The 23,201-nt window shown below is 62.7% G+C and carries 18 protein-coding genes; 12 read left to right on the top strand and 6 right to left on the bottom strand.

Annotated elements, in window-relative coordinates; genetic code table 11:
• Positions 1 to 96: 96 nt before the first annotated feature.
• Positions 97 to 1,014, bottom strand: coding sequence for an LCP family protein (locus V6D00_01665; protein HEY9897863.1), 918 nt, complete (start codon positions 1,012 to 1,014; stop codon positions 97 to 99).
• Entirely contained in the window at positions 1,011 to 1,325 is a 315-nt protein-coding gene (locus tag V6D00_01660) for a hypothetical protein (GenBank protein ID HEY9897862.1), read from the bottom strand. The genes V6D00_01665 and V6D00_01660 overlap by 4 nt, the downstream gene beginning before the upstream one ends.
• A 264-nt stretch (positions 1,326 to 1,589) precedes the next feature.
• Between V6D00_01660 and V6D00_01655 the strand changes: the two genes are divergently transcribed.
• Positions 1,590 to 2,153, top strand: coding sequence for a hypothetical protein (locus V6D00_01655; protein HEY9897861.1), 564 nt, complete (start codon positions 1,590 to 1,592; stop codon positions 2,151 to 2,153).
• 58 nt (positions 2,154 to 2,211) lie between these two features.
• Here the strand turns inward: V6D00_01655 and V6D00_01650 are convergent, their stop codons facing one another.
• The gene (locus tag V6D00_01650) at positions 2,212 to 3,279 is read right to left on the bottom strand and encodes an alpha/beta fold hydrolase (protein ID HEY9897860.1); all 1,068 of its coding nucleotides are present in this window, start codon (positions 3,277 to 3,279) and stop codon (positions 2,212 to 2,214) included.
• Positions 3,280 to 3,409: 130 nt separating this feature from the next.
• Here V6D00_01650 and V6D00_01645 point away from each other — a divergent pair, with 130 nt between their 5' ends.
• The gene (locus V6D00_01645; protein HEY9897859.1) at positions 3,410 to 4,696 is read left to right on the top strand and encodes a hypothetical protein; all 1,287 of its coding nucleotides are present in this window, start codon (positions 3,410 to 3,412) and stop codon (positions 4,694 to 4,696) included.
• A gap of 12 nt (positions 4,697 to 4,708) precedes the next feature.
• Here V6D00_01645 and V6D00_01640 read toward each other — a convergent pair whose 3' ends face one another.
• Positions 4,709 to 5,641, bottom strand: a complete 933-nt coding sequence (locus tag V6D00_01640; GenBank protein HEY9897858.1) for a 1-phosphofructokinase family hexose kinase — start codon at positions 5,639 to 5,641, stop codon at positions 4,709 to 4,711.
• A gap of 269 nt (positions 5,642 to 5,910) precedes the next feature.
• On the opposite strand from V6D00_01640, the gene V6D00_01635 reads away from it, so the two are divergent.
• The 10 genes from V6D00_01635 (at position 5,911) to V6D00_01590 (ending at position 21,482) form a co-directional block, all read left to right on the top strand.
• Entirely contained in the window at positions 5,911 to 7,230 is a 1,320-nt protein-coding gene (locus tag V6D00_01635) for a secretin N-terminal domain-containing protein (protein HEY9897857.1), read from the top strand.
• Positions 7,231 to 7,243: 13 nt separating this feature from the next.
• Positions 7,244 to 15,553, top strand: a complete 8,310-nt coding sequence (locus tag V6D00_01630; protein HEY9897856.1) for an RHS repeat-associated core domain-containing protein — start codon at positions 7,244 to 7,246, stop codon at positions 15,551 to 15,553.
• Positions 15,554 to 15,555: 2 nt separating this feature from the next.
• Positions 15,556 to 15,975 carry a hypothetical protein gene (locus V6D00_01625; GenBank protein ID HEY9897855.1) on the top strand — a complete coding sequence of 140 codons (420 nt, stop codon included), beginning with the start codon at positions 15,556 to 15,558 and terminating at the stop codon, positions 15,973 to 15,975.
• 193 nt (positions 15,976 to 16,168) lie between these two features.
• Positions 16,169 to 16,774, top strand: a complete 606-nt coding sequence (locus tag V6D00_01620; protein HEY9897854.1) for a hypothetical protein — start codon at positions 16,169 to 16,171, stop codon at positions 16,772 to 16,774.
• A 421-nt stretch (positions 16,775 to 17,195) separates the two neighbouring features.
• Positions 17,196 to 17,447, top strand: a complete 252-nt coding sequence (locus tag V6D00_01615) for a hypothetical protein (GenBank protein ID HEY9897853.1) — start codon at positions 17,196 to 17,198, stop codon at positions 17,445 to 17,447.
• A 190-nt stretch (positions 17,448 to 17,637) separates the two neighbouring features.
• Entirely contained in the window at positions 17,638 to 18,108 is a 471-nt protein-coding gene (locus tag V6D00_01610) for a hypothetical protein (protein ID HEY9897852.1), read from the top strand.
• Between the two features lie 188 nt (positions 18,109 to 18,296).
• On the top strand, positions 18,297 to 18,911 hold the full coding sequence (locus V6D00_01605) for a hypothetical protein (protein ID HEY9897851.1): 615 nt from the start codon (positions 18,297 to 18,299) through the stop codon (positions 18,909 to 18,911).
• Between the two features lie 11 nt (positions 18,912 to 18,922).
• Complete coding sequence (locus tag V6D00_01600; protein HEY9897850.1) at positions 18,923 to 20,224, top strand: hypothetical protein; 1,302 nt, start codon at positions 18,923 to 18,925, stop codon at positions 20,222 to 20,224.
• A 185-nt stretch (positions 20,225 to 20,409) separates the two neighbouring features.
• A complete protein-coding gene (locus V6D00_01595) occupies positions 20,410 to 20,820 on the top strand; it encodes a hypothetical protein (GenBank protein HEY9897849.1) in 411 nt (136 codons plus the stop codon).
• Positions 20,821 to 20,831: 11 nt separating this feature from the next.
• On the top strand, positions 20,832 to 21,482 hold the full coding sequence (locus tag V6D00_01590) for a hypothetical protein (protein HEY9897848.1): 651 nt from the start codon (positions 20,832 to 20,834) through the stop codon (positions 21,480 to 21,482).
• Positions 21,483 to 21,492: 10 nt separating this feature from the next.
• Here the strand turns inward: V6D00_01590 and dapF are convergent, their stop codons facing one another.
• Both dapF and miaA read right to left on the bottom strand, forming a co-directional pair.
• On the bottom strand, positions 21,493 to 22,296 hold the full coding sequence (gene dapF, locus V6D00_01585; GenBank protein ID HEY9897847.1) for a diaminopimelate epimerase: 804 nt from the start codon (positions 22,294 to 22,296) through the stop codon (positions 21,493 to 21,495).
• Positions 22,293 to 23,198 (bottom strand): tRNA (adenosine(37)-N6)-dimethylallyltransferase MiaA, encoded by a 906-nt coding sequence (gene miaA / locus V6D00_01580; GenBank protein HEY9897846.1) that lies wholly within the window; start codon positions 23,196 to 23,198, stop codon positions 22,293 to 22,295. The genes dapF and miaA overlap by 4 nt, the downstream gene beginning before the upstream one ends.
• Positions 23,199 to 23,201 lie beyond the last annotated feature (3 nt).

Genomic DNA, 23,201 nt, shown 5'->3' with positions numbered 1-23,201 from the left:
CGTGAGGGACTAGGAACGTTTAGATCCCCCCACCCCTAGCCCCGCCCCACCCGGGGGCGGGGTATCAAGCGAACGACTAGTTTCACACCGACCTGCTTAGTCGGAGGGGGGCTGCTTGCGGAAGCTGCGTGCGAGGAAGGGCTCGATCGCCGCCGTGTCGGCCTCCCAGTACCACGGGCCGCGGCTGCGGTCCTCATGGCCGGGCAGGACCTCCAGCTCGAGGCCCCTGGGCACGTCCAGGCCTCGCAGCGTGTAGGCGATACGCAGCGCCTCGGCGCTCGAGAGATCCGTCTCGACGTGCTCGCGCACGGCCACCCACAGCGCAGGGAGCTGGAAGAAGCGCTGCGGCGAAAAGACCTGGCTTGCGACCTCGGTCATGAAGGCCTGATGGCGCTGGATCCGCCCGATGTCGCCCTCCTCGTCGTGCCGGAAGCGCAGGAAGGCCTCGACCTGGCGGCCCGAGAGGTGCTGGCGGCCCGGCTGGAGATCGATCGTCAGCCCCCCCGCGCGATCGCGGTAGCGCATGCGCTTGGGCACCGTCACCTCGAGCCCGCCGATGGCGTCGACCGCCGCGCGCACCCCGTGCAGGCTCACGAGCAAATAGCGATCGATCGGCACCCCCACCAGCCGCGAGACGGTGCGCATGGCGAGCTCCGGGCCCCCGTAGGCGTTGGCGGCGTTGACCTTGAAGGTGCCGTGGCCCTCGATCGCCGTCCGGGTGTCGCGCGGGATGGCGAGCACGCTCACGCGCCGGGTCGCGGGCTCCAGGTGGACCAAAAGCATCGAGTCGGTGTTGCCGCGCAGCGAGTCCCGGCCGCTGTCCCCCTTGGCGTCGCTCGCCATCACGAGGATCGTCTGCTCGCCGGCGCTCGGGATGCTCGCGGGGGCAGGGGGCGCCAGCACCACGGGCGCCGACGGGCGCCTGAGCTCGCCCAGCACGTAGCCCGAGACCCCGCCGAGACCGAAGCCCAGCAGGACCGACAAGGCCAGGAGGAGGCCGCGCCGGGCGCTCACGAACGCGCTCCGGGGCGCACGACCCGGAAGTAGTACAGCACGGCACCCGCGGGCACCAGGCCCACGATCAAGGCGGCGTACAGCAGCCGCCGGCTTTCACCCTCCTGGAAGGGGCGCCCGAGGCAATCGAGCAGCATCGCCCAGAGGAAGGCGACCAGCGAAGAGACGCCGAGGAGGAAGGCGACGACGCCGCAGCCGAAGGAGGCTTCCACGCCGAGGCGCCCCGTCGCGAGGCCGAAGAAGGCGATCCCGTAGAGGAAAAGGGCGATCGCCGCGCCCCAGAGCAACGCATCCAGAGGCCTGAAGGCCATCGGCCTGCCTCCTTCCCTGGCGCAGGGGCGCGAGGGGGTGAACACAAGGGTGCCGAACGGCGGCTCCATGGAATCACCCGGGGCCCGCGCGCTCAACGTTCGTTCCGCCCAAGATCGTTCGGCGGTATCAGGCAATCGAGACGATGATCCCGCCGGAATGAACTTCATTACCGCTTCTTAACAAAAACATTAGCGATCATTAGCAAGATCGGATCCGATGGGGGGGATAAGGATCGTGGCACCCTTCCCCACTTGAGGTATCCCATGAAGAAGCAGCTGTTCTCCGCGATCGCCCTGACCACGATGCTCCTGTCGCTGAGCGGCTGCGGTCTCTCCGGCACCGGCATCGTCGGCTCGTCCAACTCGCAGACGACCAAAGCGCTCGCCGTTGCGCCCAAGACCAAGGCAGAGTTCGTCAAGGCCGTCGCCGACCTCGGCGTGAAGCTGACCGATGCGCAGCTGGAGATCATCTCCAAGAGCCGCAACACGGTTCCCAACGGCACCTTCGCCTCGCGCCCCGCGGCCAACCTGAGCGCCGAGCAGAACCTCGAGACCCACTTCCTCAAGCACGGCCACGAGTTCACCCCCAAGGTCACCTCGGCCGCCCAGTACCTCCAGCAGGCCACCGACCTGGCCGCCGGCAAGCGCGGCGAGCTCGAGTTCTACTTCGACACCACCAGCTTCGCCAAGGGCTACCAGTCCAACGTGGTCCGCTGGAACGTCAAGACCAAGGAGATGACCGCCGTTCGTCCCGACGGCGCGGTCACGACCTACTACCTCAACTTCAGCCTCAAGGCCAGCCGCTTCGTGGTCGTCCCGAAGTACTAGGACTTTCGAGCAAAGAAGGAGGGCGCCCCGATCGACGGGGCGCCCTCCTTCTTTTCGTTCAGCGGGCCTCGTGCAGGGCCTGGAGGTAGGCGATCGCCTCGTTCTCGGCCCACCACTCGTCCATCCATGGCCGGCGCCCGGGCCGCCCCTTGGGCATCAGGAAGCCCACGTGCCCCCCGTGATCCGGGAAGACGGACACGAGGTAAGGGTTGGCGGCGATCGCCTCCATCCTGGGGCCGTACATGGCGTAGGGCAGGAAGGGATCGTCCTGGGCGTGGATGAGGAGGGTCGGCACCCGGACGCGGTGCAGGTCGTCGCCCGAGCTCGCGTGGGCGTAGTAGGTCGCCGCGTCGGGGTAGCCCGAGAGCGGCGCGGTCACCAGCTCGTCGAAGGCCCGCAGCGTATGCACCCGCCCCAGCTCGCGCACGAGCTCGGACAGCCCCTCGCCCCCGGGGCTCAGGCGCTGCTTGCGGCGCATCTTGCGCTTGAGCAAGCCGAGGAAGTAGGCCGTGTAACCCCGGTTGAAGCCCCGATCCAGCGCGGCGGCCGTCATGGCCATGTCGACGGGCGGCGAGACGGCGACCACGCCGGCGAGGCCGGGCGGAGGCGCCTGGCCGGCGTCAGCCAGGAGGCGCAGCAGGAGGTTGGCCCCGAGCGAGGCCCCCGTGGCGTAGAGCGTCGAGAAGCCCCACTCCTCCCTGAGGGCCGCGAGCACGGCGAGCACGTCGTCGGTGGATCGGCCGTGATAGAGGGCGCGCGCCAGGTGCTCCGTGTCCCCGCAGTTGCGGAAGTTGAGGCGGACCGAGTGGAAGCCCGCGGCGTAGGCCTTGGTGCTGATGCCCTTCTGGTAGGACGCCTCGGCGCTGCCCTCCAGGCCGTGGAGGTGAAGCACCACCGGCCGCAGGCGAGCGGGATCGTCGGGGTGAAGGTGCAGGACGGCCTGCAGCCTGTCGCCGTCCGCCAGGGTGAACTGCTCGGTGCGGGCCGACGCGAGCCAGGGGGCGTGGTGCCGGGCGAAGTCGCGCGGCACCACCTCCCCGACGACCGTCTGCAGGTGCGCATGGCGGAAGAGGGGATGGGGCTCGAAGGGGGCCGGATCGAAGGCCACGGGCGGTCTGGTGCTCATGGCGCCATGATAGCACCGCCGCGACGGTCCCCGCCTTGCTCCCATGCTTTAACCAGGCTTATCGGCCTCTTTACCGAACCTCGGGAGGAAAGGCCCGATAACAGGATCATCGCCGCGACGAGGAGAGCCCATGAGCGGATTACAGGCTGGCATGCATCACCCCGCCGGAGGCGCCGCTCACGCGGAGCGCCTCCGGCGGCTGCATGCGCTCGCGACGGCCGCCGGGGGGGTCCCGACCGGGCCTGCCGTCGAGACCCGCACCGTCCAGCACGAGGCCCGCGCGCACCGCGAAGGCGACTCCTACCGCTTCGACGGGGCGGCCCGCGCGCAGGCCACCCTGAAGGTGGTGGACACCCCAGCGCTCTCGGGCGCGCGCGTCCAGGCCGAGGCCGCCGCCGCCGCCCGCTACAGCGCGCAGGCCGCGCTCGAGGCCTCCATCGGCGCGCTCACCCTGCGCGGCGCCGGCGGGATCGAGGCCGAGGGCGTCGCCCAGGCCTCGGCCGACGGCATGGTGGTGATCGCCCCTCAGCTGGTCGCAGCCCAGGGCGCCCTTCTGGCCGAGGCGGCCGCCCGCATCCGCGCGGCCGCCGTGGGCCAGGCCCAGCTCGGTCCTAGCGCCACGGCCACCGGCTCGGTGAGCGTGGACGCCGAGCTCAGGGCCCGCGCCGAAGGGGCCGCGTCGCTGGTCGCCACCCCCACCTCCTTCGACGCCCAGGCCGGGGCCGTCGCCGAGGCCTACGCCCGGGTCCGCGGCGAAGTCGCGGGCGAGCTCGCCGTCAAGGACGCGAAGCTCGTGGGGGCCGCCCTCGAAACCGAGGCCGTCACCGGGACCAGGACCAAGGCCCAGAGCCGGGTCCACGTGGGGATCGACCAGTTCGGGCTGCCCTCCTTCGGGATCGGCGCCGCGGCCGAGGCCGTCTCGGGCGCCTGGGGCAGGACCCAGGCCAAGGGCTTCGCCTCGATCCTCGGGCTCATCCAGGTGGGCGCGAGCGGCTCGGCCGAGGCGCTCGCCGGGGTCGGGGCCGGTCTCGACGGCACGCTCGTCGTCAGGGACGGGGCCATCACGCTGGGCGCCGGGGCCAAGGCGGCTGCGGGCGTCGGCGGCGGGGCCGGGGCCAGCGTCACGGTGGGGCTCGGAAACCTGCCCAAGGGCATCATCCAGGCGGTCGGATCCCCCATCCTGCCCATCCCGGGCCTCTTGATCAACACCCTCTCGAAGGGGATCCGCGCCATCACCGGCGCCAAGACCACCGCGACCTCGGAGGAAGAGCCGGGGATCGAGGACCTGCCCCGGATCGTGGCCTCCAACTTCTCCAACGGCATCAAGCTCATCGGCAAGGGCGCCGACGAGATCGCAGACCAGGTCAGCGCGGCGGGCGGCGCCATCGTCGACGGGATCGTGAGCCTGTTCAGATAGAGTGGAAAAGACCTAGCGGCGCAGGGCCTCGACGCGGACCTGGCCGCTGAGGCGGTCCACCTGCTCGAGCCGGATGACGCCGGCTCCCGGGGCCTGGGCGTTGGCCGCGCCGGTCGCGGTGGCCAGGCGCAGGCAGTCCTTGATGGGAAGCTGGCGCGTGAGGCCCACGATGAAGCCCGCGAGAAAGGCATCCCCGCTGCCGATGGGATTCGCCCCCTTGATGGGCGGGGCGTAGGCGCGCCAGCGCTCGCCCTCGAAGCCCACCGCCGCCCCGCGCTCGCCCAGGGTGATGAGCGCGATCTGAGCCTTGGTCATGAAGGTCTCGACCGCCTGGGAGATCCGGGTCTCGGAGTCGAGCGAGTAGCCGACCAGCTCCTCGGCCTCCTGCTGGTTGGGCTTGACCAGGTAGGGCCGGCCCTCCAGGGCGTGGCGGAGCACCGCGCCCCGCGCGTCCACGAAGGCCCTTCCGCCGGTGCGCTGGAAGGCCTCGACCCACTTGCGGTACGAGTCTTGCGGAGCGCCGGGCGGCAGGCTTCCCGAGAAGACGACGTTCGAGGCCTTCTGGCTCCACTTGTTGAGGATGGCCGTGAGCTTGGTGACTTCCTGGGCGGTGATCTCGGGGCCCAGCTCGTTGAGCTCGGTCACCATCAGGCGCTGGGGATCGACGATCTTGAGGCAGGTGCGCGACTCGCCCATGACGATGGCGAAGTCGGTGCCGACGCCGCTGCGCTCCAGGCCCATCTTGATGGTCTTGCCCGTCTCGCCCCCGATGAAGCCGGTCGCCACCACCGGCGCGCCGAACGCCTTGAGGACCCGTGCCACGTTGATGCCCTTGCCGCCGGGCAACGCCGGCATGTTCTTGACCTCGTTGACGGCGTTGAGCTTGAAGCCCGACACGACGGCCGTGCGGTCGATTGCGGCGTTGGGGGTGACGGTGACGATCACTGGCGCTCCGGGGGACGGAAGGGTGCGAGGGCACGGAGCACCCCGAAAAACGGACGCTCCCTTGTCATCATAATGGAAAATCGGGCGTTTGGGATGCCTCTGACCTCGCATCAAGTTCGGAGACTTATGAAAAAAATATATATTTCACGTACATTTTATTTTTAATTGAGACTAGCAAGATACGCATCACCTAATAACAAGCAAGGGTATGCTCTTCACGTTCGCCACATAAAAATCATCGTTTCATCATCCCAAAAAAGGTTATCTGCGTGCATCACCTCCTATTGCTCTTGCTTGCCTGCTTGCTGTTCGCTCAGCCCGCCTTCGCCCTGAACCCCTCGGAGGTCTTCTCGGTCAACGGGAAGGCCGGGCTGCTCGATGTACGATTCGACGACGAGCAGAATGCCCTGGTGATCCAAGGGGATGGCGCGTTGCACTTTCAGCTCGAAGAGCGCCTCTCTCAAACTCCGCCGTCCCTCACGGTTCGCCTCTTCAATGCGACGCCACGGAAGGGCTTCAACGTCTTGAAGGAGCCGGTTGGCCCGATCGAGCGAATGCAGCAGGAAGTTCTGCCAGCTGCGAACGGCTCCCCGCAAGAGACTCGCCTCCAGATCGTCCTGAAGGGCTCCTACCGCCCTCACTCCGTCCTCTCGCCGGACACCAAGCGCGCCGTCATCCGCTTCGATCGGACTCCCGTCTCGGTGCTCGCCGAGCTTCCCAAGGGCATCGTGGTGCGGCACCTGGAATACGCCAACGCCCGGGACATCGCGAACGTGCTCGCCACCATGCTGCCCCAGGGGAACGGACGAATTTCCGGGGACGAGGCCCGTAACAATCTCGTGATCGACAACAGCACGGGGGATTATTCCGGTCTCGAGAGCACCATTCAGGCCCTCGATCGCCCGAGCCGCCAGGTCCTCCTGGAAGCGCAGGTCGTCGAGATCAACCAGGCTACCGCGCGGAATCTGGGCTTCTCCTTCAGCCCGTCGCTCAGCGCGAACTTCCAGGAGAAGGCCCCGGACAACGGGGGCTTCGGCACCCAGCCCATCCCCATGCAGCCCTTCGTGCGGACCGGGGTAAACATGCAGCTGACGCTGAACGCGCTGCAGAATTCAGGGCAGGCGAAGATTCTCGCCAGCCCGCGGGTGGCCGCGCTCGAAGGCGAAGAGTCGAAGATCGTCACGGGTGAGCGCATCCCGTACTTCGTCACCCAGGTTTCGGGCACTCAAGTCTTCCAGATCAAGGAGGACTTCCTGGCCGGCGTCGAGCTGCGGATCACCCCTCGGGTCAACGAGGTGCGCTTCGTCACCTCCAAGCTCCAGACCAACGTGAGCACCATCACCGGCACGACTCCGCAAGGCTACCCCCAGCTCAGCACCCGTGAATCCCAGGCCTCGATCCGAGTGGCCGCGGGCCAGACCATCGTCATCGGGGGCTTGCTTCAGGAGCGGGACATCGAGCTGCTCAGCGGCTTGCCTTACCTCTCGGATCTGCCGGTCCTGGGCACGCTTTTCCGTAGCCGGCAAAAGGATCGGGTCAAGACCGAGCTCGTCATCTTCATCACGCCGCACATCCTGGGCGATCAGTAGGGGGTAACCGCACATGCGCCGTTCGATGCCGGGCACGCGCCTCATTTCGGCGACCCTGGCCATGCTGATGGTCCTCTACAGCCTGCCGCCAAGAGCCGAAGGACCTGCATCCCTTCCCTTCGTCCCGAGCCCGTCACCCGACTACGGCATGATCCTCCACTCCCGGCTGGACAGGCTGAACCTGCCTGGCCCGCTGGGCGAATTCAAGCATCAACTGTGGCACCTGACGGCAGGGCTGCAAGACGTACTGACGAAGTGGGCCAGGTTGAGCCCCGCCACCACGCCCCTGGCAAGGGCGCATCACAACTATGAGCATCAAGCCGTCGACAAAACCACGAGCAATTTCGTCTTCAGATCGGGGACGACCTTCTTCGAGCCCGACGGCACGCCTCCGCGTGATGGCAACAACGAGTATGAATATGTCACGACCTTTGGCTGGAAAACAAAGGGAAAGGCACCTGCCCAACGCTCGCCGCACACGTTGACCTTGCCGCTTGTTAACGACGATGGCAGGGATCCGAAGGACGTCGAATATCACAACTCGTACTTCAGCGAACACGAGGAATCGAGTGGGTTTCGCTTATTCGTCGCAGATTTCCTGAACGATTCCAACGGACAATATCCGCGCCTCCTGGGAGAGAACCGCGATCGTCGCTCGATCTTCATCGAGCAGGCCGATAAGGGCTGGTTCTCAGGCTACAAAAACGAATGGAAGGACTGGCACAGCGGCGACAGCTTCACCGGATCGGGCTACGGGAACTTTGGCTGGCCGAAGTGGTTCTACAGCGGCATCAAGCTGACTCTGAAGCAGCATCCTTATTGGGCTTTTTCAAACTATGAATCATCGTTGAACCACATAAAAACCTATGCTTTCGATTCCATCATCAAGCGAAAGGAATCGATTTATTACTGGGAAACCAACCCCCATCTCGTCAACAAGCTGCGAGAAGAAGTCGCCAAGCTCCCTGACAACAGTTTCCGCCGAGGCCGCCCTACAAGGATCAATGGCTTCTGGGTCGAAGTGCAGCCCTTTCCCACGGGGGCGTTTCACGGGCCTTCGGACTACCCCCTGACAGATTTCGGGGGTGCCACGATTGCGTTCTCCACGCCGTTCGCCGGCTTGCGGGGGGAGCCCAAGTTCTCCAAGCTGAAATTTTATCGGCCCTATGCGCCCGATCAACACGGTGAGGCTGGCATCGGCTTTCTGAGCGGAGCGGACGCCGCCGTCAATCCGGACGAGCACGACCCGATCGCGGACTACGCCTGCGTTGGCGCCTTTGCGGCCTACGATCGCAGCGATTCGGATATCGCCAAGGCGATCGATGCCGATCGCGCAAATATCTGGAAAGATCAGCAGACGACCGGAGCCGTTACCGGCCTAAAGCCGAAGGATCCGAAAGAAGCCGCGAACCTCAAGGCTGGCCTCCTGCAGTTACCCGAAACGGTATTGGAGCAGGTGATCCAGGCCGTCAACGCTGGCGGCGAAAGCGCTGAACTCGCCAAGCAGCTCGTGCTCGACGTCTACGCGGACGGCGTCGAGCAGGGGATCATCAAGAACACCTTCACGACCTCGAACGACCCAACCAATCCCTCGAGCGAGCCAAACGCCACCACCAAGCCGCCCGCCCTCTTCTCCTCGACCTTCCAGGTCGATCCGGTCGACGTGGTCTCAGGGGCCAACTATCACGACCACTACGACCTGCAGCTCAAGGGCCGCGGGATGCGCACGGACTTCCTGCGCTCCTACAACAGCAGTTTCAAGCCGGACGACTCTAACCGCGGCTTCATGCCCCTCGGCCACGGCTGGACCCACACCTACAACCAGTACCTCTTCCGCTTCCCGGACAACGCGATCGCCTACTACAACGATCACGGTCAGAGCACCATCTTCATGCCAGCCGGCAACGGCTACCGTGCGCCTCCTGGCACGGGCCTGAGCCTCAGCCAGCTCGCGGACGGTTCGTACCAGGTCCGTGACAAGGAAGGAGCCACCTTCGACTTCTCCGGCGGCCTCAAGCGGATCGCGACGGAGCGCAAGTTCTTCTACGAGCCGGGGATCGAGCCGTTCGGCACGACCCAGCCCATTGATGCCGGCCGCCTGCAGGGCTTCGCGGACCGCAACGGCAACCGCTTCGAGCTGGCATACACCAGCGGCAAGCTCACACAAGTCACCGATCCGTCCAGCCGGCACCTCCGGTTCACCTACCAGGGGGATCGGATCGCCACCATGGTTGATCCGGCCGGTCGTACCTTTTCCTATCGCTACGAGGGCGACAACCTCGTCGAGGTGATCCACCCGGGCTCGGCCCACCAGGTGTACACCTACGCGGGCCACATGATGACCGGGCACAGCGATCGCGATCCCGAGCAGATGTGGCGCTTCGCCTACGACGCTCAGGGCAAGGTCATCCAGGCGACCGACCCCGAGGGAGGCCGCACGGAGTTCGTCTACTCCCCCGGCAAGACCGTCCAGACGGCCCACGAGGTGGATGGCCGAACCTTCCGGACGGAGTATGACATCAACAACGGGGACATCGTCCGCCAGAAGGACCCCAGCGGGACGGTCTTCGACTACGCGTACGAGAATCACCGCAAGGTCAGGGAGAGCTTCAGCCGGGGCGATCGCCAGATCGTGCTGACCTACGGGTACGACGACCGTGGCAACATGACCCGCAAGGTGGACGCCTCGGGCCAGGAAACCACCATCAAGTACGATCCCCAGTTCTCCCAGCCCTACGAGGTCAAGGACCCGAGCGGCGTCACCACCATCACGCTGGATGCTCAGGGGAACGTCAGGAGCATCCGCGACCCAGCCGGGCGCACGGTCGCCTACACCGTGGACGACCACGGCCAGACCCAGGCGGTCGTGGACCCGGGCCAGCACCGGACGACGACCGAGCACAACGCCTTTGGCCTGCTCACGCACGTCGACACCCCCATCGGCGGCTGGACGACCTACGCCTACGACGCGCTGGGACAGGTCACCGGCGTGACCGATCCCACCGGGACGCGCCGCTACGAGTACGACGCCCGGGGCCACCTGCATACCTACACCGATCAGCTCGGACAAATCACCCTGTTCGAGGCGGACGCCAATGGCAACGTCACCCGGATCACCGCCCCGGGCGGCCGCGTCACGCAGATGGGCTACGACAAGAAGAACCAGCTGGTCTACACCCGCGACAACGCCGGGGCTGAGACGCGCTATTCCTACAATTCGCTCGGGCAACTCTGGAAGGTCACCGACGGTAACGGCCACCTCACGCAGTTCGAGCGAGACGGAAACGGCCGGGTGACCCGGATCGTCGATCCGACCCAGCGCGCCAAGGCCTTCACCTACGACGCGGCGGGCAACGTCACCCAGATGGCCAACGAACTGGGCGAGATCACCCGCTACGCCTACGACCCGCTGAATCGTGTCTCGCTGGTGACCGACCCCGAAGGGCAGGCCAGCGCCATCGAGTACCACTGGATCGGGGCCATCAAGCGCATCACCAATCCCCGGCAGTTCTCCACCCAGTTCGTGGTCAACGCCGTCGGGCAGATCACGGACGTCGTCCCTCCCGCACCCGAAGGACCGACCCACTACCGCTATGGCGCCGACGGCACCCTGCTGCAGATCGAGCGCCCCAAGGGCCAGACCCAGCAATTCACCTACAACGCCGCGGGCCAGATCCTCACGGTCACCGACACGCGCAAGACCACCCGCTACGCGTACGATGCGCTCGGGCGCCTCACCGAGATCACGGCCCCCGACGGCCGCCGCCAGAGCTTCCAGCAGGATGCCCTGGGCCGCATCAAGACGGTGGTCGATGCGCTCGGCAACCCGACCGAGTTCGACTACTGGCCGAGCGGCGAGTTGAAGAGCATCCGTAAGGTCAACGGCGGCGTCACGGACTATTCCTACGATGCCGCAGGGCGCGTCTCGCGCATCTCCGCCCCCGAGGGGCGGGTCACCCAGCTACGCTACGACAACGCCGGCAACCTGCTCGAGAAGATCTCGCCGAGTGGGGCCGAGACAGACTACGTCTACGACTCACTCAACCGCCTCAGCGAGGTTTCGGAACTCTCGAAGGGAGCGAAGACCTCCTACGGCTACGACCCTGCCGGTCGCATGACGTCGATCACCGATGCCAACGGCCAGGCGACATCCATCTTCTACGATCGGTTGGGCCGCCCGGTCCGGGTCAATGCTCCCTTGCAACAGCGCATGGAGTTCCAGTACGACCCGGCAGGCAATCTCCTCAGGCGCACGGATGCCAATGGTCGCTCGACCACCTATGCCTACGACGCCAACAACCGCCTGACCAAGGTCACGGACCCGCTGCTGCGCGCGACCCTCTTCGCCTACGACGAGCTCGGCAACATGACGAGCACGCGACGCCTGGCGGACGGCGCGACGACGACCATCTCCTACAACGACCTCAACCTCCCCGAGGAGGTCATCGACGCCCTCCAAGGCCGGACCCGGATGCAGTACGACGCGTTCGGGAACCTGACGGCCTCGATCGATGCCAAGAACCGAACCACCCGCTACCAGTACGATGCCCTGAACCGGGTCACGGCCGTCTCGCAACCCATGGGCAAGACCACCCAGCTTGCGTACGACCGGATGGGCAACCTGGATCGCGTCACCAATGCCCTGGGGGTGACCACGCGTAACGCGTACGACGCAGCGGATCGCCTGCGCTTCGTCTACGAGCCTCTGGGACGCACGACCGAGTATCGCTACAACGCCTTGGCTCAAGTCACGCTCGTACGTGACGCCAACGGCAACCAGGTGAGCGTCAATTACGACAAGATGGGCCGCCCGATCCGTCGCATGAACGGCAACGGCTACTCGACGGACTTCTTCTACGATCGCCTGGACCGCCTCACGCGCAAGACGGATGCGCAGGGCCAGAGCACCCAGTACGCCTACGACGAGCTCAGCCGCCTGACACGGGTCACGGACGCCCTGGGGAACCAGACCCGCTACCAGTACGATCCCATCGGGAACATGACGGCCCTACAGGACGCCCGCGGAAAGCAGTGGGCCTTCCACTACGACGAGCTGAACCGTCTCGACTGGGAGCGCGATCCGCTCCAGCGGATGAGCCAGTACGTCTACGACTCGGTCGGCAATCTCGACAAGAAGCGTGACGGTAACGGCGCCTGGACCGATTACCAGTACGACAAGCTGGGCCGGGTCTCGAAAGTCCAGACTCCCGACGACCTCGCCTCGTTCACTTACGACGAGGTGGGGAACATGACGGGCTACCAGAACCGTCATGCGAACGTCCAGCGCCGCTTCGACGATCTCGACCGCCTCACGGAAGAGAGCAACGTCACCTGGGCCAAGACGACGCGCTTCGCCTACGACGCCGTGGATCGCATGACGGCCCTCACGACCCCGCAGGGCCGCACGGTTCGCTACGACTACGACGATCTGAACCAGATGCGCGCGATGATCGATCCCGAGGGGAATCGAACGTCGTACCAGTACGACCGTGGTGGGCGCCTCACCGGAATGGAGTACCCTTCCGGGAACCGAAGCGCCTACGTCTACGATCCTGCCAACCAGACCAAGTCGCTTACCCACTACGGGCGCGGTGGTCAAGGGCTCCAGGGCTTCGCCTACGAGTACGACCGCGTCGGCAACCGCACCCAGACCAGAGAGCTCGACGGCTCTTTGACCCAGTACCGCTACGACGCCCTTTCCCGGCTAGAAGATGTCACCTACCCCGTCCAGGCGATCCTGGCGGACCGGGACTTCACCCTGGCCTCGGCCCAGCAGGGCAACGGCGCGAAGGGGAACGGCCAGCAGGCCTCGAGCGCTGAAGACGAGAAGGAGAAGGGCCCTAAGCTCCTCTCCATCAAGGACTCGGGGCTCGGAAGCAGCAAGTTCACCATCCTGTCCGTGCGCTCAATCGCCGCCAACGGCAATTCCGGCCAAGGCAACGGTAACGGCAATGGCAACGGCCAGAGTTCATCCGGCAACGGGAACGGCAATAGTAACGGGCAAGACTCGTCCGGAAATGGAAACGGCAACGGGAAGCCAGACGACAATAACCCTGGCAACGGGAACTCTGGTAATGGCCAGGGGAATGGCAACTCTGGTAATGGCCAGGGGAATGGCAACTCTGGCAATGGCCAGGGGAATGGCAACTCTGGCAATGGCCAAGGGAATGGCAACGGCAAGCAGGCCGACAAGGACAAGGGCGAGCACGGCAAGCCCCAAAAGGAGAAGCTCGGCAAGGCCAAGAGCAAGAACGCGAAGCGTGGCTCCTCGAACGGCAAGAACCAGACGAACGTAGAGGCGCCTGCCTACTGGTTCGATCCGGTCAGCTCGGTCCGCTACACCTACGACCAGGTCGGGAACCGCCTGACGGAAACCACTCAGACGGGTACGCTCGCCTATTCGTACGACGACGCCAACCAGCTCAAGCGCGTCGGGGAAACCACCTACGAGTACGATGGGAACGGCAACCGGGTGGCCGAAACGACGGAAGGCAGCTCGGTCCGCTACCAGTACGATGCCCTGAACCAGCTCGCGGGCGTGCGCTATGCGGACGGCGGCCAGCTCAAGTACACCTACGACCCCATGGGGCGCCTGATCCAGGGCGATCGCCCAGACGTCGAGCAACCCCAGCGGCAGCTGAGCACCCGCTACTCCTACGCCGGAAACACGCTGCTGGGCGAGTTCACGGAGACCGGGGCGCCACTTGCGGAGTACTACTCTGGGAACGGCGAGGCCGTCACCCGCCGCATGTTCGGCAACCACGGCCGGCTGGATCAGGCCTTCAAGCTCCAGACCAAGGGCAACCACCTCTACTACCTGCACGACGCCCTCGGCAGCGTGACCGGTATGACCGATCACCAGGGCAGCCGGATCCTTCGCTACCGGCAGGACGTCTTCGGTACGCCGCAGGCGGGTCTTCTGGACCCGTACAACACGCAGCTATTGACCGCCAAGTCGTACGACACCGAAGCAGGGCTCTACTACTTCGGCAGCCGCTGGTACGACCCGGCGACCGGTCGGTTCATGAATCAGGATAGTTACCGCGGCACCCCAGCGGATCCCATGAGCCTGCACCGCTACGCTTACGTGAACAACAACCCGGCGACCCTCATCGACGCCTGGGGGTTCCAGGCGGAGTGGAAGCCTCAGTCAAGCAACAACTTCTTCGATAAGGTGACCGAACGCATTGGCGGGGCGCTCAACGGCGTGAGCAGCATGGTCGGTGGCGCTATCGATGCGGTGAAGTCCGATCCTTGGAAAGCGCTGGCTGTCGGAGCTGGGGTGGTTGCCGTGATTGGAGCCAGCGCGCTCTTCCCCGCCGCAGCACCAGCGCTGTTGTCTATTGCCCAGTCCGCAGCGACGAACTACATCGTTGGGCAAGGCGTGAGCCTTGCGACGGGAATCGTAAAGGATGCTGCCAGCTCGATCAGCCCTCAGTTGGGCGGGGCGCTTGAGTGGGTCGAAAAGGGCGTCAACGTCTACAATGCCATCAGCTCCGTTGCAAGCGGGGCTGGGGGCTTGGGGGCACTCAACGTCGGCAACCTGACCTCGCTCGTTAGCTTCGATACGGCAAACTCTTTGTCAGCAGTTACGGGCGGCCTTTCCACCATCTCGAATTCTTTCGGCGTCGAGATCCCTGGCTTGGACAAGACAAATGAGTACCTTGGCTATGCCAAGATAGCGGGTCAGTTTGCCAATAGCTACCAACAGAATGAGGCGCTGATCACCGAACGCAAGATGTGGGAGAAGCATGGCAATAAGGTCGCCTATGCTGGGGAGGAGTACGCCCATCGGGCCCAAGATTACTGGGCTCAAAAGTCGCTTAGTGGAAATTTGGTGGAACGAGCCGCAGGCAATGTTGGACTTGCATTGAGTTCGCTTGTCCAAGACGATGAATCCTTGCTGAGTACGGCATTAGCCCTAACCCCTGGCTCAGTATTTGAAGCAGCCGGAGCAGGTGTTGCAGCAGTTGGTTCGCAAGTTGCCGAACGATTTGGCTTTAGCGCACTCAAGTCAGCCGCCTCTCAGGCAGGTAAGACAGTTCTAGGCCATTATCCAGAATATATGGAGCTTGCTGAAAACATCGGTGCTCGCGCATTCGAAATTCCTGCAGATGTATGGAATAGGATGTCAAAGGCAGAGCAATGGACAGCAAACCAAAAGTTCCTCGATCGAATGATTTCAAGAGGAGATGACATTCTTCTCGCAACTCCACTAAATAAGGTAAAACCAGGATCCTATTTCGCCAGAGAGTTGGAATATCTTTCTGGAAAGGGATATAAGCCTAATGCAGACGGATCTCGCTTGGTGAGAGGGAATTAATTATGTCTTCTTTAATCGAATCTATTGCTCCGGAATTTTTATTAATCGCCAAAGAAAGAAACTTCAGTATCAAAGAATCTTCCGTTGATACAAAATTGTTCGGGAACTCGCTTATTTTGCTAAATTCTCCGGAATTCAATTTGAGAATAATCAAAGACAGGGGACAGATTTTTGTAGAAATCGGAAAATCAGAAAATGAATGGCATAATCTTGACTACATACTTGAGTTTGTCGATTCATCGTACATCCCAGAAACAGATGACTCAAAAAATGTAAATAACCTGGCGAAATATTTGAACAAAAACTGGGAACCTGTCAGAAAACTTATGACTGGAGATTTATTTAAATCTGGCTACATATCATTTGAAGAATCAAAATCACTAGACTTAGTATCTAAAATATTTAAAAATAAAGACAATTAGCACAAACTTACTAAACAACACATACAAAAGGAAGGTGAAACCCTAAAGTAAACTGGAAACAAAACTCAGGAGTGCTTCGTCAGGAAATAGCAAGAGGAAAGCCAGTTCGTGATTCTTCCCCAGGTGAAACAGCAGATCAGTTCCTCAATGCTGAACGAAATCGCGGTTGGAGGTTCGATCCGAAGACCAACAAATGGAATCCTCCCGCGCAATGATGGAGATGGTTAACATTATGGATACATCGGATCGCGATTATATCAACTTTGCAGAGGAAACCAGGAAAGCCTTTGCATTTCTCTGCGAACTTGGATTTTCCGAAGTCGAAATTTTGCCAACGCTTGTACGTTACCGAAAAGGCTGTGTTGAAGTGGACGTTTATCACGGGCGGCAATCGTATGAGATAGGGGCAGGTGTTACTGCGTTCGGAACTCGATACGCGATTTCCGAAATCATTCGGCACATGGACCCGGACACTGCTAAGCAATTTCACTATGCAGCAGCAACTACACCGGAAGGAGTAGTCGCCGGTCTCGAAGTACTAATCGTATTAATGAAACGCTATGGCTGCTCGGCTCTTGATAGCGATCCGCAATACTTCTCCTTACTCGAAGGCGAGCGGAAGTCATGGTCTGAAGAATACGCTCTTGATGTTCTAGCTGGACAATTGCGGCCACAGGCAGATGAGGCGTTTCGACAAAGAGATTACTCAAAAGCGGCCGATCTGTACTCCAGTATTAGAGAGCGTTTAAGCCCAGCAGAGATTAAGAAACTTAGTGTTGCTGAAAAGCGCCGCGAGTGAGTAGTAAGCGTTCAGGGGGATTTTAAGCGACTGAGCTGCTAATAGCTGGAGAGAAGTTCCTTGGCACTGGCTACAAGGAAAATGTGAAACCACGTAGCGGCGTATTCCGCAACCTCACCTCCAACCCGCTCTTCTACACCGGCGCAGGCCCTGGCGTGTCCAGTCTGGTAATGGCTGTTCTTGCCGGAAAGCACCATCGGTCGCTCGAAAGGTGGCTGGCCAACAATCCTACAGCCAGGCCCAGTGATCGAGCTGCAGCCGAGAACATCATCCGAGACATGAGGAATGCACTGAGAGGGCGCTAATGGAAGTAAGTTGTCAGGAGTTCGTTGATTCGCTCGTTTCACTATCCGAAGGTTTGCAAGTCAGCTTGCGAGAGACTATGGAGTACTGGAGGCCAGACGAGCCACCTGTCACGATCTTGTTTGCTGCACTTGGACATCAAATTGCCGAAGACTTTGATGTCGTGGGTGCAGATGTAAATCAGCGTGTGTTCCGTTTGGTTGAGGAAGCGATGGGTAGCGGTGACATCGGTTTGGTTACGGCTGTTGCGACGGGCCTGATCGAGGCTATCACAGCTGAGGCGGCTCATAAAGAAGGCTTGTGGCCACGTATCGCGCCCATGCTGGGTGAGTTGTCTCGGAGACATGCCGAAGCCTGGTTGGCGCCGTGAGCCTATGTCTCCCGCTTAAACCCCACCTTGCACCGCATCCACTATCAGCTCTAATCGCTCATCATCTTTGCAGTTCCGAGACAGGTCAGACCTATAACAATGGCCTCTCGTTCCTGGAGAAACGACTCCCAGATGGGCGAGGAGCTCGGCTCAATATGAATGGCTCATTTAAAGGGTTCTTGGACTGATTATGGACGGCCTTATTGAACTAATCTTCGAGGGCGTTTCCGATGGTGCCGTTGACAGGTTGGTATATGACCTGCTGCAGGGGGTGGACATCCTCGAAATTTCCCCTAGCGAATTTGGAATCATTGGTCAGACCCAGATCAATAATGATCTAATGCCACTTCTTAAGAAGGAGGCGGCGCCGGCATCCATTTTTCTACGAGCTGCCTTTGCCACGATTGGTGGCGTTCCAATTCGTAGTCCGCTGGTCCGAATCTTACGCTTCGAAGGATCGAACGAAGTGGCTGTCGTATTTGGCAGCGCCAACATCGACGCAGGTGATAGGCAAGACGCTGTCAAGAGACTTGCAGCTGGCTCAAGCATGCTTGCGAACAGCGTAGGTGTCTCTGAGTACTACTGCGGAATCGAGCCTGCAACTGACGAGAGGACAAGGCTGTTCTACAGGGATAAAATTGGCCCTCTCGATAAGGTTTGAGTCCTTTAACAGGGTGCTGAAAAACCAGAGGAATTCGACCCCTTGAGCGAAAATGCAGAACTGAGGTGTAATGTCTTCGGTTATCGAGAATGCGATGAGCAGTGGGACGCAGTTCCCAAAACGAGTCAGCACAACAGGCCACTACGATGCAGTCAACAACGTCGGATTAATCAGGAATGGAAATAGAAATGAAAAAAGCATCCGCCTTATCGCTCTCGATCGCGTTATCGCTCATCAATACCGCTCCTGCGCTTGCAGCCGAAAGCGAAGCCTCGACAACCTCGCAGCGCTCGAAGCTCCTCTTCGTTCAACGCTCATCCTTCTTTGGCCTCAATCCCATCGTTCTTCCGATCGACCCCAAGTCCAACAAGATCTCCGACCACGTTCGGCTCGTGGGCGGCGCGATGGATGGTCAAACGTGGCGGATTACCGGCGACGACTCTCTCTGGGGCGCCATCCGGACACACTACCTCTTCGCCGCCGACAACCACCCCCACACCAACCTGACCGGACTGCTTTCAAGCTCCGACAAAGCGTCTGCCGAGCTGAAGCTAGCCGATGAGACCGCTACACAGCAAAACAACTACCTGGCCTGGGGCTATGGCCTGGCTGTGCTGGCCGCCATCCCCCTGAGCATCTCCTTGTCGAACTCCAGCCAGAGCCCGACCTCCAACCCGCTCTTCTACGCAGGCGCCGGCCTGGGCGTCGCCAGTCTGGCGACCGCCATCTTTTCCGTGAACCGCCGCCAGGAAAGTTGGAATCACCTCGGACGGGCAGTCAAGACCTGGAATGCAGGCGAGTAAAGGACGTGAACATGACCAAGAATTTGCAACGCAAAAGCCTGTTCGCTGTAGTCGCTGCCATGCTGCTTGCTGGCTGCCCCACTTCGAAGCAGTATCCCGTCTATCCAAGCAGCTACAGCAGCCCAACGCCATCCTCGGGCGCTCAGGAAATAACCGTCTCGGGGGTGGTCTATAACGTCACGACGGGCCAACCTGTTTCAGCAGCGTTCGTGGTCCTGGATAACAAGACCCAGGCATTGACGGGCATGGACGGCTCCTTCACGGCCACGCGCAGCGCACTCGTCAAAGCGCCATCGGTCACCGTTTTGAAGACCGGCTATGTCAACCTCACGGTCCATGGCTATCAGGGGGGAATGTTGAGGATTCCACCCAAGACCACTCCAACACCTGAAGCGACGGAGTCCATGACCGTCCAGCTATCTGCCCCGGCAGGGCTTTCCTCGACGATCGTTTCTGTCGCCGTCAAGCCGGTCGGCTACACGTATGCGATCGCAAAGCACCTTGGCTCGGTCAACCTCTCGGAGGCGGGCACCGGTAGCATCAAGCTGACCGTTCCCGTGGGGGACGCGACCATCCTCGCGTATGGGTGGGATGGACAAGCCGTCGGTTCGAAGCAAGCTTCCGTCTCCTCGTCACTCGACGTGACCTTGACGCAGTCTCCCGATTACGAAACGTACCAAACGGATGTACCCCTCCTGAAGACGGACGGGAGCGTTCTGAGTCGGGCGAGCTACTTCCTCACCTGGCCCGGTGACACCCCCGCCCACCCCAACAAGGTCATGATCGGGGACATTACCGGACTTTCCACGCATGAACCCTTCGACTTACCGCCGGCTTCCGCCTTCGGCATCGCCGGGGCTCATTATACGGTGACGGGATCGGCGCTCAAAAACACGGCGAATCGACCAATGATCGCGGGCTCTAGCAAGTCCGGGCTACTTCCGGGAAACCATGTGATGGCATTGCTGGAGACGCCTATCTCGAGCAAGTATCGCCCAGGCGACGAAACCTTTGACGTCACGTTCAGGGCACTCATCGATCAGGGCGTGGCTGGGGCAAATGCCTACACCGCAGACTTTTCTGCACTTCCTGCTGCAGGCGGAGCCTGGCTTTGGGAAGTCATCTCGCTGGGAGAGAGCACTGAAAGCCTCGACGTGCCTGTCCTGCCTGGAAGCTTGCGATCCCTCTTCAGCCTCTCTGCCGGAACCACGTACCAGTTGCAGCGCGGATCGGCAAAGAACCCCCTCAGTGACGACGTCGACTATGCCCAAACCCTGGATGAGGTTTCTTGGGTAACCTATAATAAGAATTAGCAAGAGAACCAATGCGAATCCCTATCCAAAGCATCGTTCCAGCGCTACTCATGCTGACGGCCATGCCCGCGATGGCCTTGCCGAGCACCTTCAAAGGATCCCTTCGGATCATCGCGCCTGTTCCCGGGCAGCCCGCAGCACAGCGGTTGCCCGGGACCATCTCGGCTGCGAGCGGGAAGTGGCGCTTGTTTTTTGAGACCTTCAACGGCTCGCAGGCTTCGCCATCGATCGCCACGACCTCCATCGAGGTGGATCTCGCCGCTCAAACGGCGACGGTCCTTGAACGGCCCGGTGAGAGCGCCGAAAAGCAGAGCTTCACCGACCTCAGGCAACTCGGATTCTCGGCCTTCGCCCGAGAGCCCAAGTTGATGGCAGGCCTGCTCCTGGCCGGCGACAGCCTGAGCCAGCGAGCGAAGTTCATCCGGAATGGCATCTACCAGGGTAAAGCCATCCAGGTGTTCTCCTTCAGCGAGAGCAAGGACATCTTCGGACAGATCTTCTATTCGTCGAGCGATGGGATGCCTCTCAAGATCGACACCTACGATGCCACCAATAACGTTCGAACCTTCATCGAGATCGAGGCCATCAAGCCCTAGGAGAAGAACCCATGTACCGCGCATCTTATTTGGCCCTGGCCATCACGGCACTTACCGCCTTCTCGGCCCCGGCGTTCGCCATCCCTCAGACGGGCCTGTACTTCCAGTCGATTCCCGGTGAAATCGGAATGTTCCAGACCGTCGCCGAGGACGGGATCCTCCAGGTCGACTACCTCCCGACCACCGGCCGCTCGGGCCGTGCGGGCGCCATGCAGATCCTGCAGGCCGCGATCAGGGCGCCGCTCCCGCTGTTCGATTCGGATCCCGTCAACCTTCGCGGCCTTTTTGGCTATCGGCAGAATTGGGCCTACTACGAAGGCGGCCAGGAGGACACGTACGGGGGGATCGAGGCGGGCCTCGCAGGCTCCCTCCAGCTCGGCACCTTGCCCTTGATCGGCGACCACCTGAAATCCTGCAGCCTGCAAGGCTACGGTGCGCAGAATCATCTGATCGGCGCGACATCCCGGGGGGTGGGTATCTCGGTGGGGGGACTTGCCCTTCCGATAGTTGGTCTGGGGATCGGCCTCAAGCTGCCCAGCAATGGCCAGCTGTACATCGGTTACGAGGCTCTGGCGGTCCCGCTCGAACTGGGCTCGGGGACTCCGCAGTTCTCGAACGCCCTCAGGAATTTCCAGGGACTGGCGGTTGGGTATCGCTGGTAGAGACGCAGGCTCACCGCCTCAGGCGCAGCGGATCGACGGCCCCGGTGAAGACGACCCGGGCCGGGCCCGTCATGAGGATGCGACCGTCCTCGTCCCAGCGGATCGAGAGGGTCCCGCCGGGCAAGTCGATGCGGGCCTCGCGCCCGGTGCGGCCGCTCATGGCCGCCGCCACCAGGGTCGCGCAGGCGCCGGTGCCGCAAGCGAGCGTGGGACCGACCCCTCGCTCGTAGACCTTGAGCCGGATGCGGTCGGGAGCGAGCACCTGGGCGAACTCGGCGTTGGTGCGCCGCGGAAAGGCGGGATGCGCCTCGACCAGAGGGCCGTACTTCTCGAAGTCGAAGGCATCCAGGTCCTCGACGAAGACGACGCAGTGGGGATTGCCCATGGAGACGGCGGTGGCCTCGAAGGAGGCATCCCCCGCCACCAGGGGCTCCAACAGGCGCTCGGCCATGCGCGGGGCGCCCATGTCGAGCCGCACGCCGGTCTCGAGCACCTCGGCTTTCAGGACGCCCGCCCCCGTCTCGATGCGAAGCGTGAGCGCGTCGCTCAGGCCCGCGTCGTGCAGGTAGCGCGCGAAGCAGCGCAGCCCGTTGCCGCACATCTCGGGCTCGCTGCCGTCCGCGTTGATGACCCGCATCCGGAAGTCGGCCACCTCGGAGGGCAGAACGAGCAAGAGGCCGTCCGCGCCGACCCCGAAGTGGCGATCGCACAGGGCCGGGGCGATCGCCCCGAAGTCGAGGACGCCGAACGCATCCAGGCAATCGATCACGATGAAGTCGTTGCCCGCCCCCTGCATCTTGGTGAAAGGAATCATGACGCCCGCCACTCCTCGACCCGTCCCGCCGCCTCGTCAAACAGGCCTTCCGGCCGGTCCCCGTCGAGCCAGCGCACCCCCTCCTCGCGGCGGAACCATGTGAGCTGGCGCTTGGCGTAGTTCCGGGTGTGCTGCTGGATGGCCGCGATCGCCTCGTCCCTGGTCGCACGCCCCGAAAGCAGGTCCAGGGTCTCGGCGTAGCCCAGGGTCTGCAAGAGCGGCAGGTCGGCCCCGTAGCGCCCCACCAGGTATTCGACCTCCTCGACCAGCCCCTGCTCCATCATCTGGTGGGTGCGCTGGTTGATCCTGTCGTAGAGGCGCTCGCGTTCCATCCCGAGCGCCAGGTACAGCGCGTCGTAGGGCGACTGAGCCTTGGTCGCGGCCTCAGATAGCGGCCTGCCCAGCACCGCGTGCACCTCCAGGGCGCGGATGACCCGCATCCGATCGTTGGGGTGCAGCCGCGCCGCCGTGACGGGGTCCACCTCGGCAAGGCGGGCGTGCGGATCCACGAGGGCCTCGAATTCGGCGCGCAGCTCGGGCTGGGGGGGCACCTCGGGGATGACCAGGCCGCCTATCAGGCCCCGGATGTAGAAGCCCGTGCCGCCCACCAGCATGGGGAGCTTGCCCGCGGCGTGGACCTCGGCGATCGCCTCGATCGCCGCCGCCTTGTAGCGCGCCACGGTGTAGGTGTCGGTCGGATCCGCCACGTCGATCAGGCGGTGCGGCACCCGCGCGCGCTCCTCGGCGGTCGGCTTGGCCGTCCCGATGTCGAAGTCGCGGTAGACGGTGCGGCTGTCGGCGGCGACGATCACCCCGTCGAAGGCCTCGGCCAGCGCGAGCGCAAGCCGGCTCTTGCCGCTGGCCGTCGCTCCGGCCAGGACGAGGAGGGGAGGGCGTGCCACGGC

The organism is Pantanalinema sp. (genome assembly GCA_036704125.1).
GTDB lineage: Bacteria > Cyanobacteriota > Sericytochromatia > S15B-MN24 > UBA4093 > JAGIBK01.
Note: the sequence above shows the minus strand (reverse complement) of the source record. Positions and strands in the feature narration are given on the sequence as shown.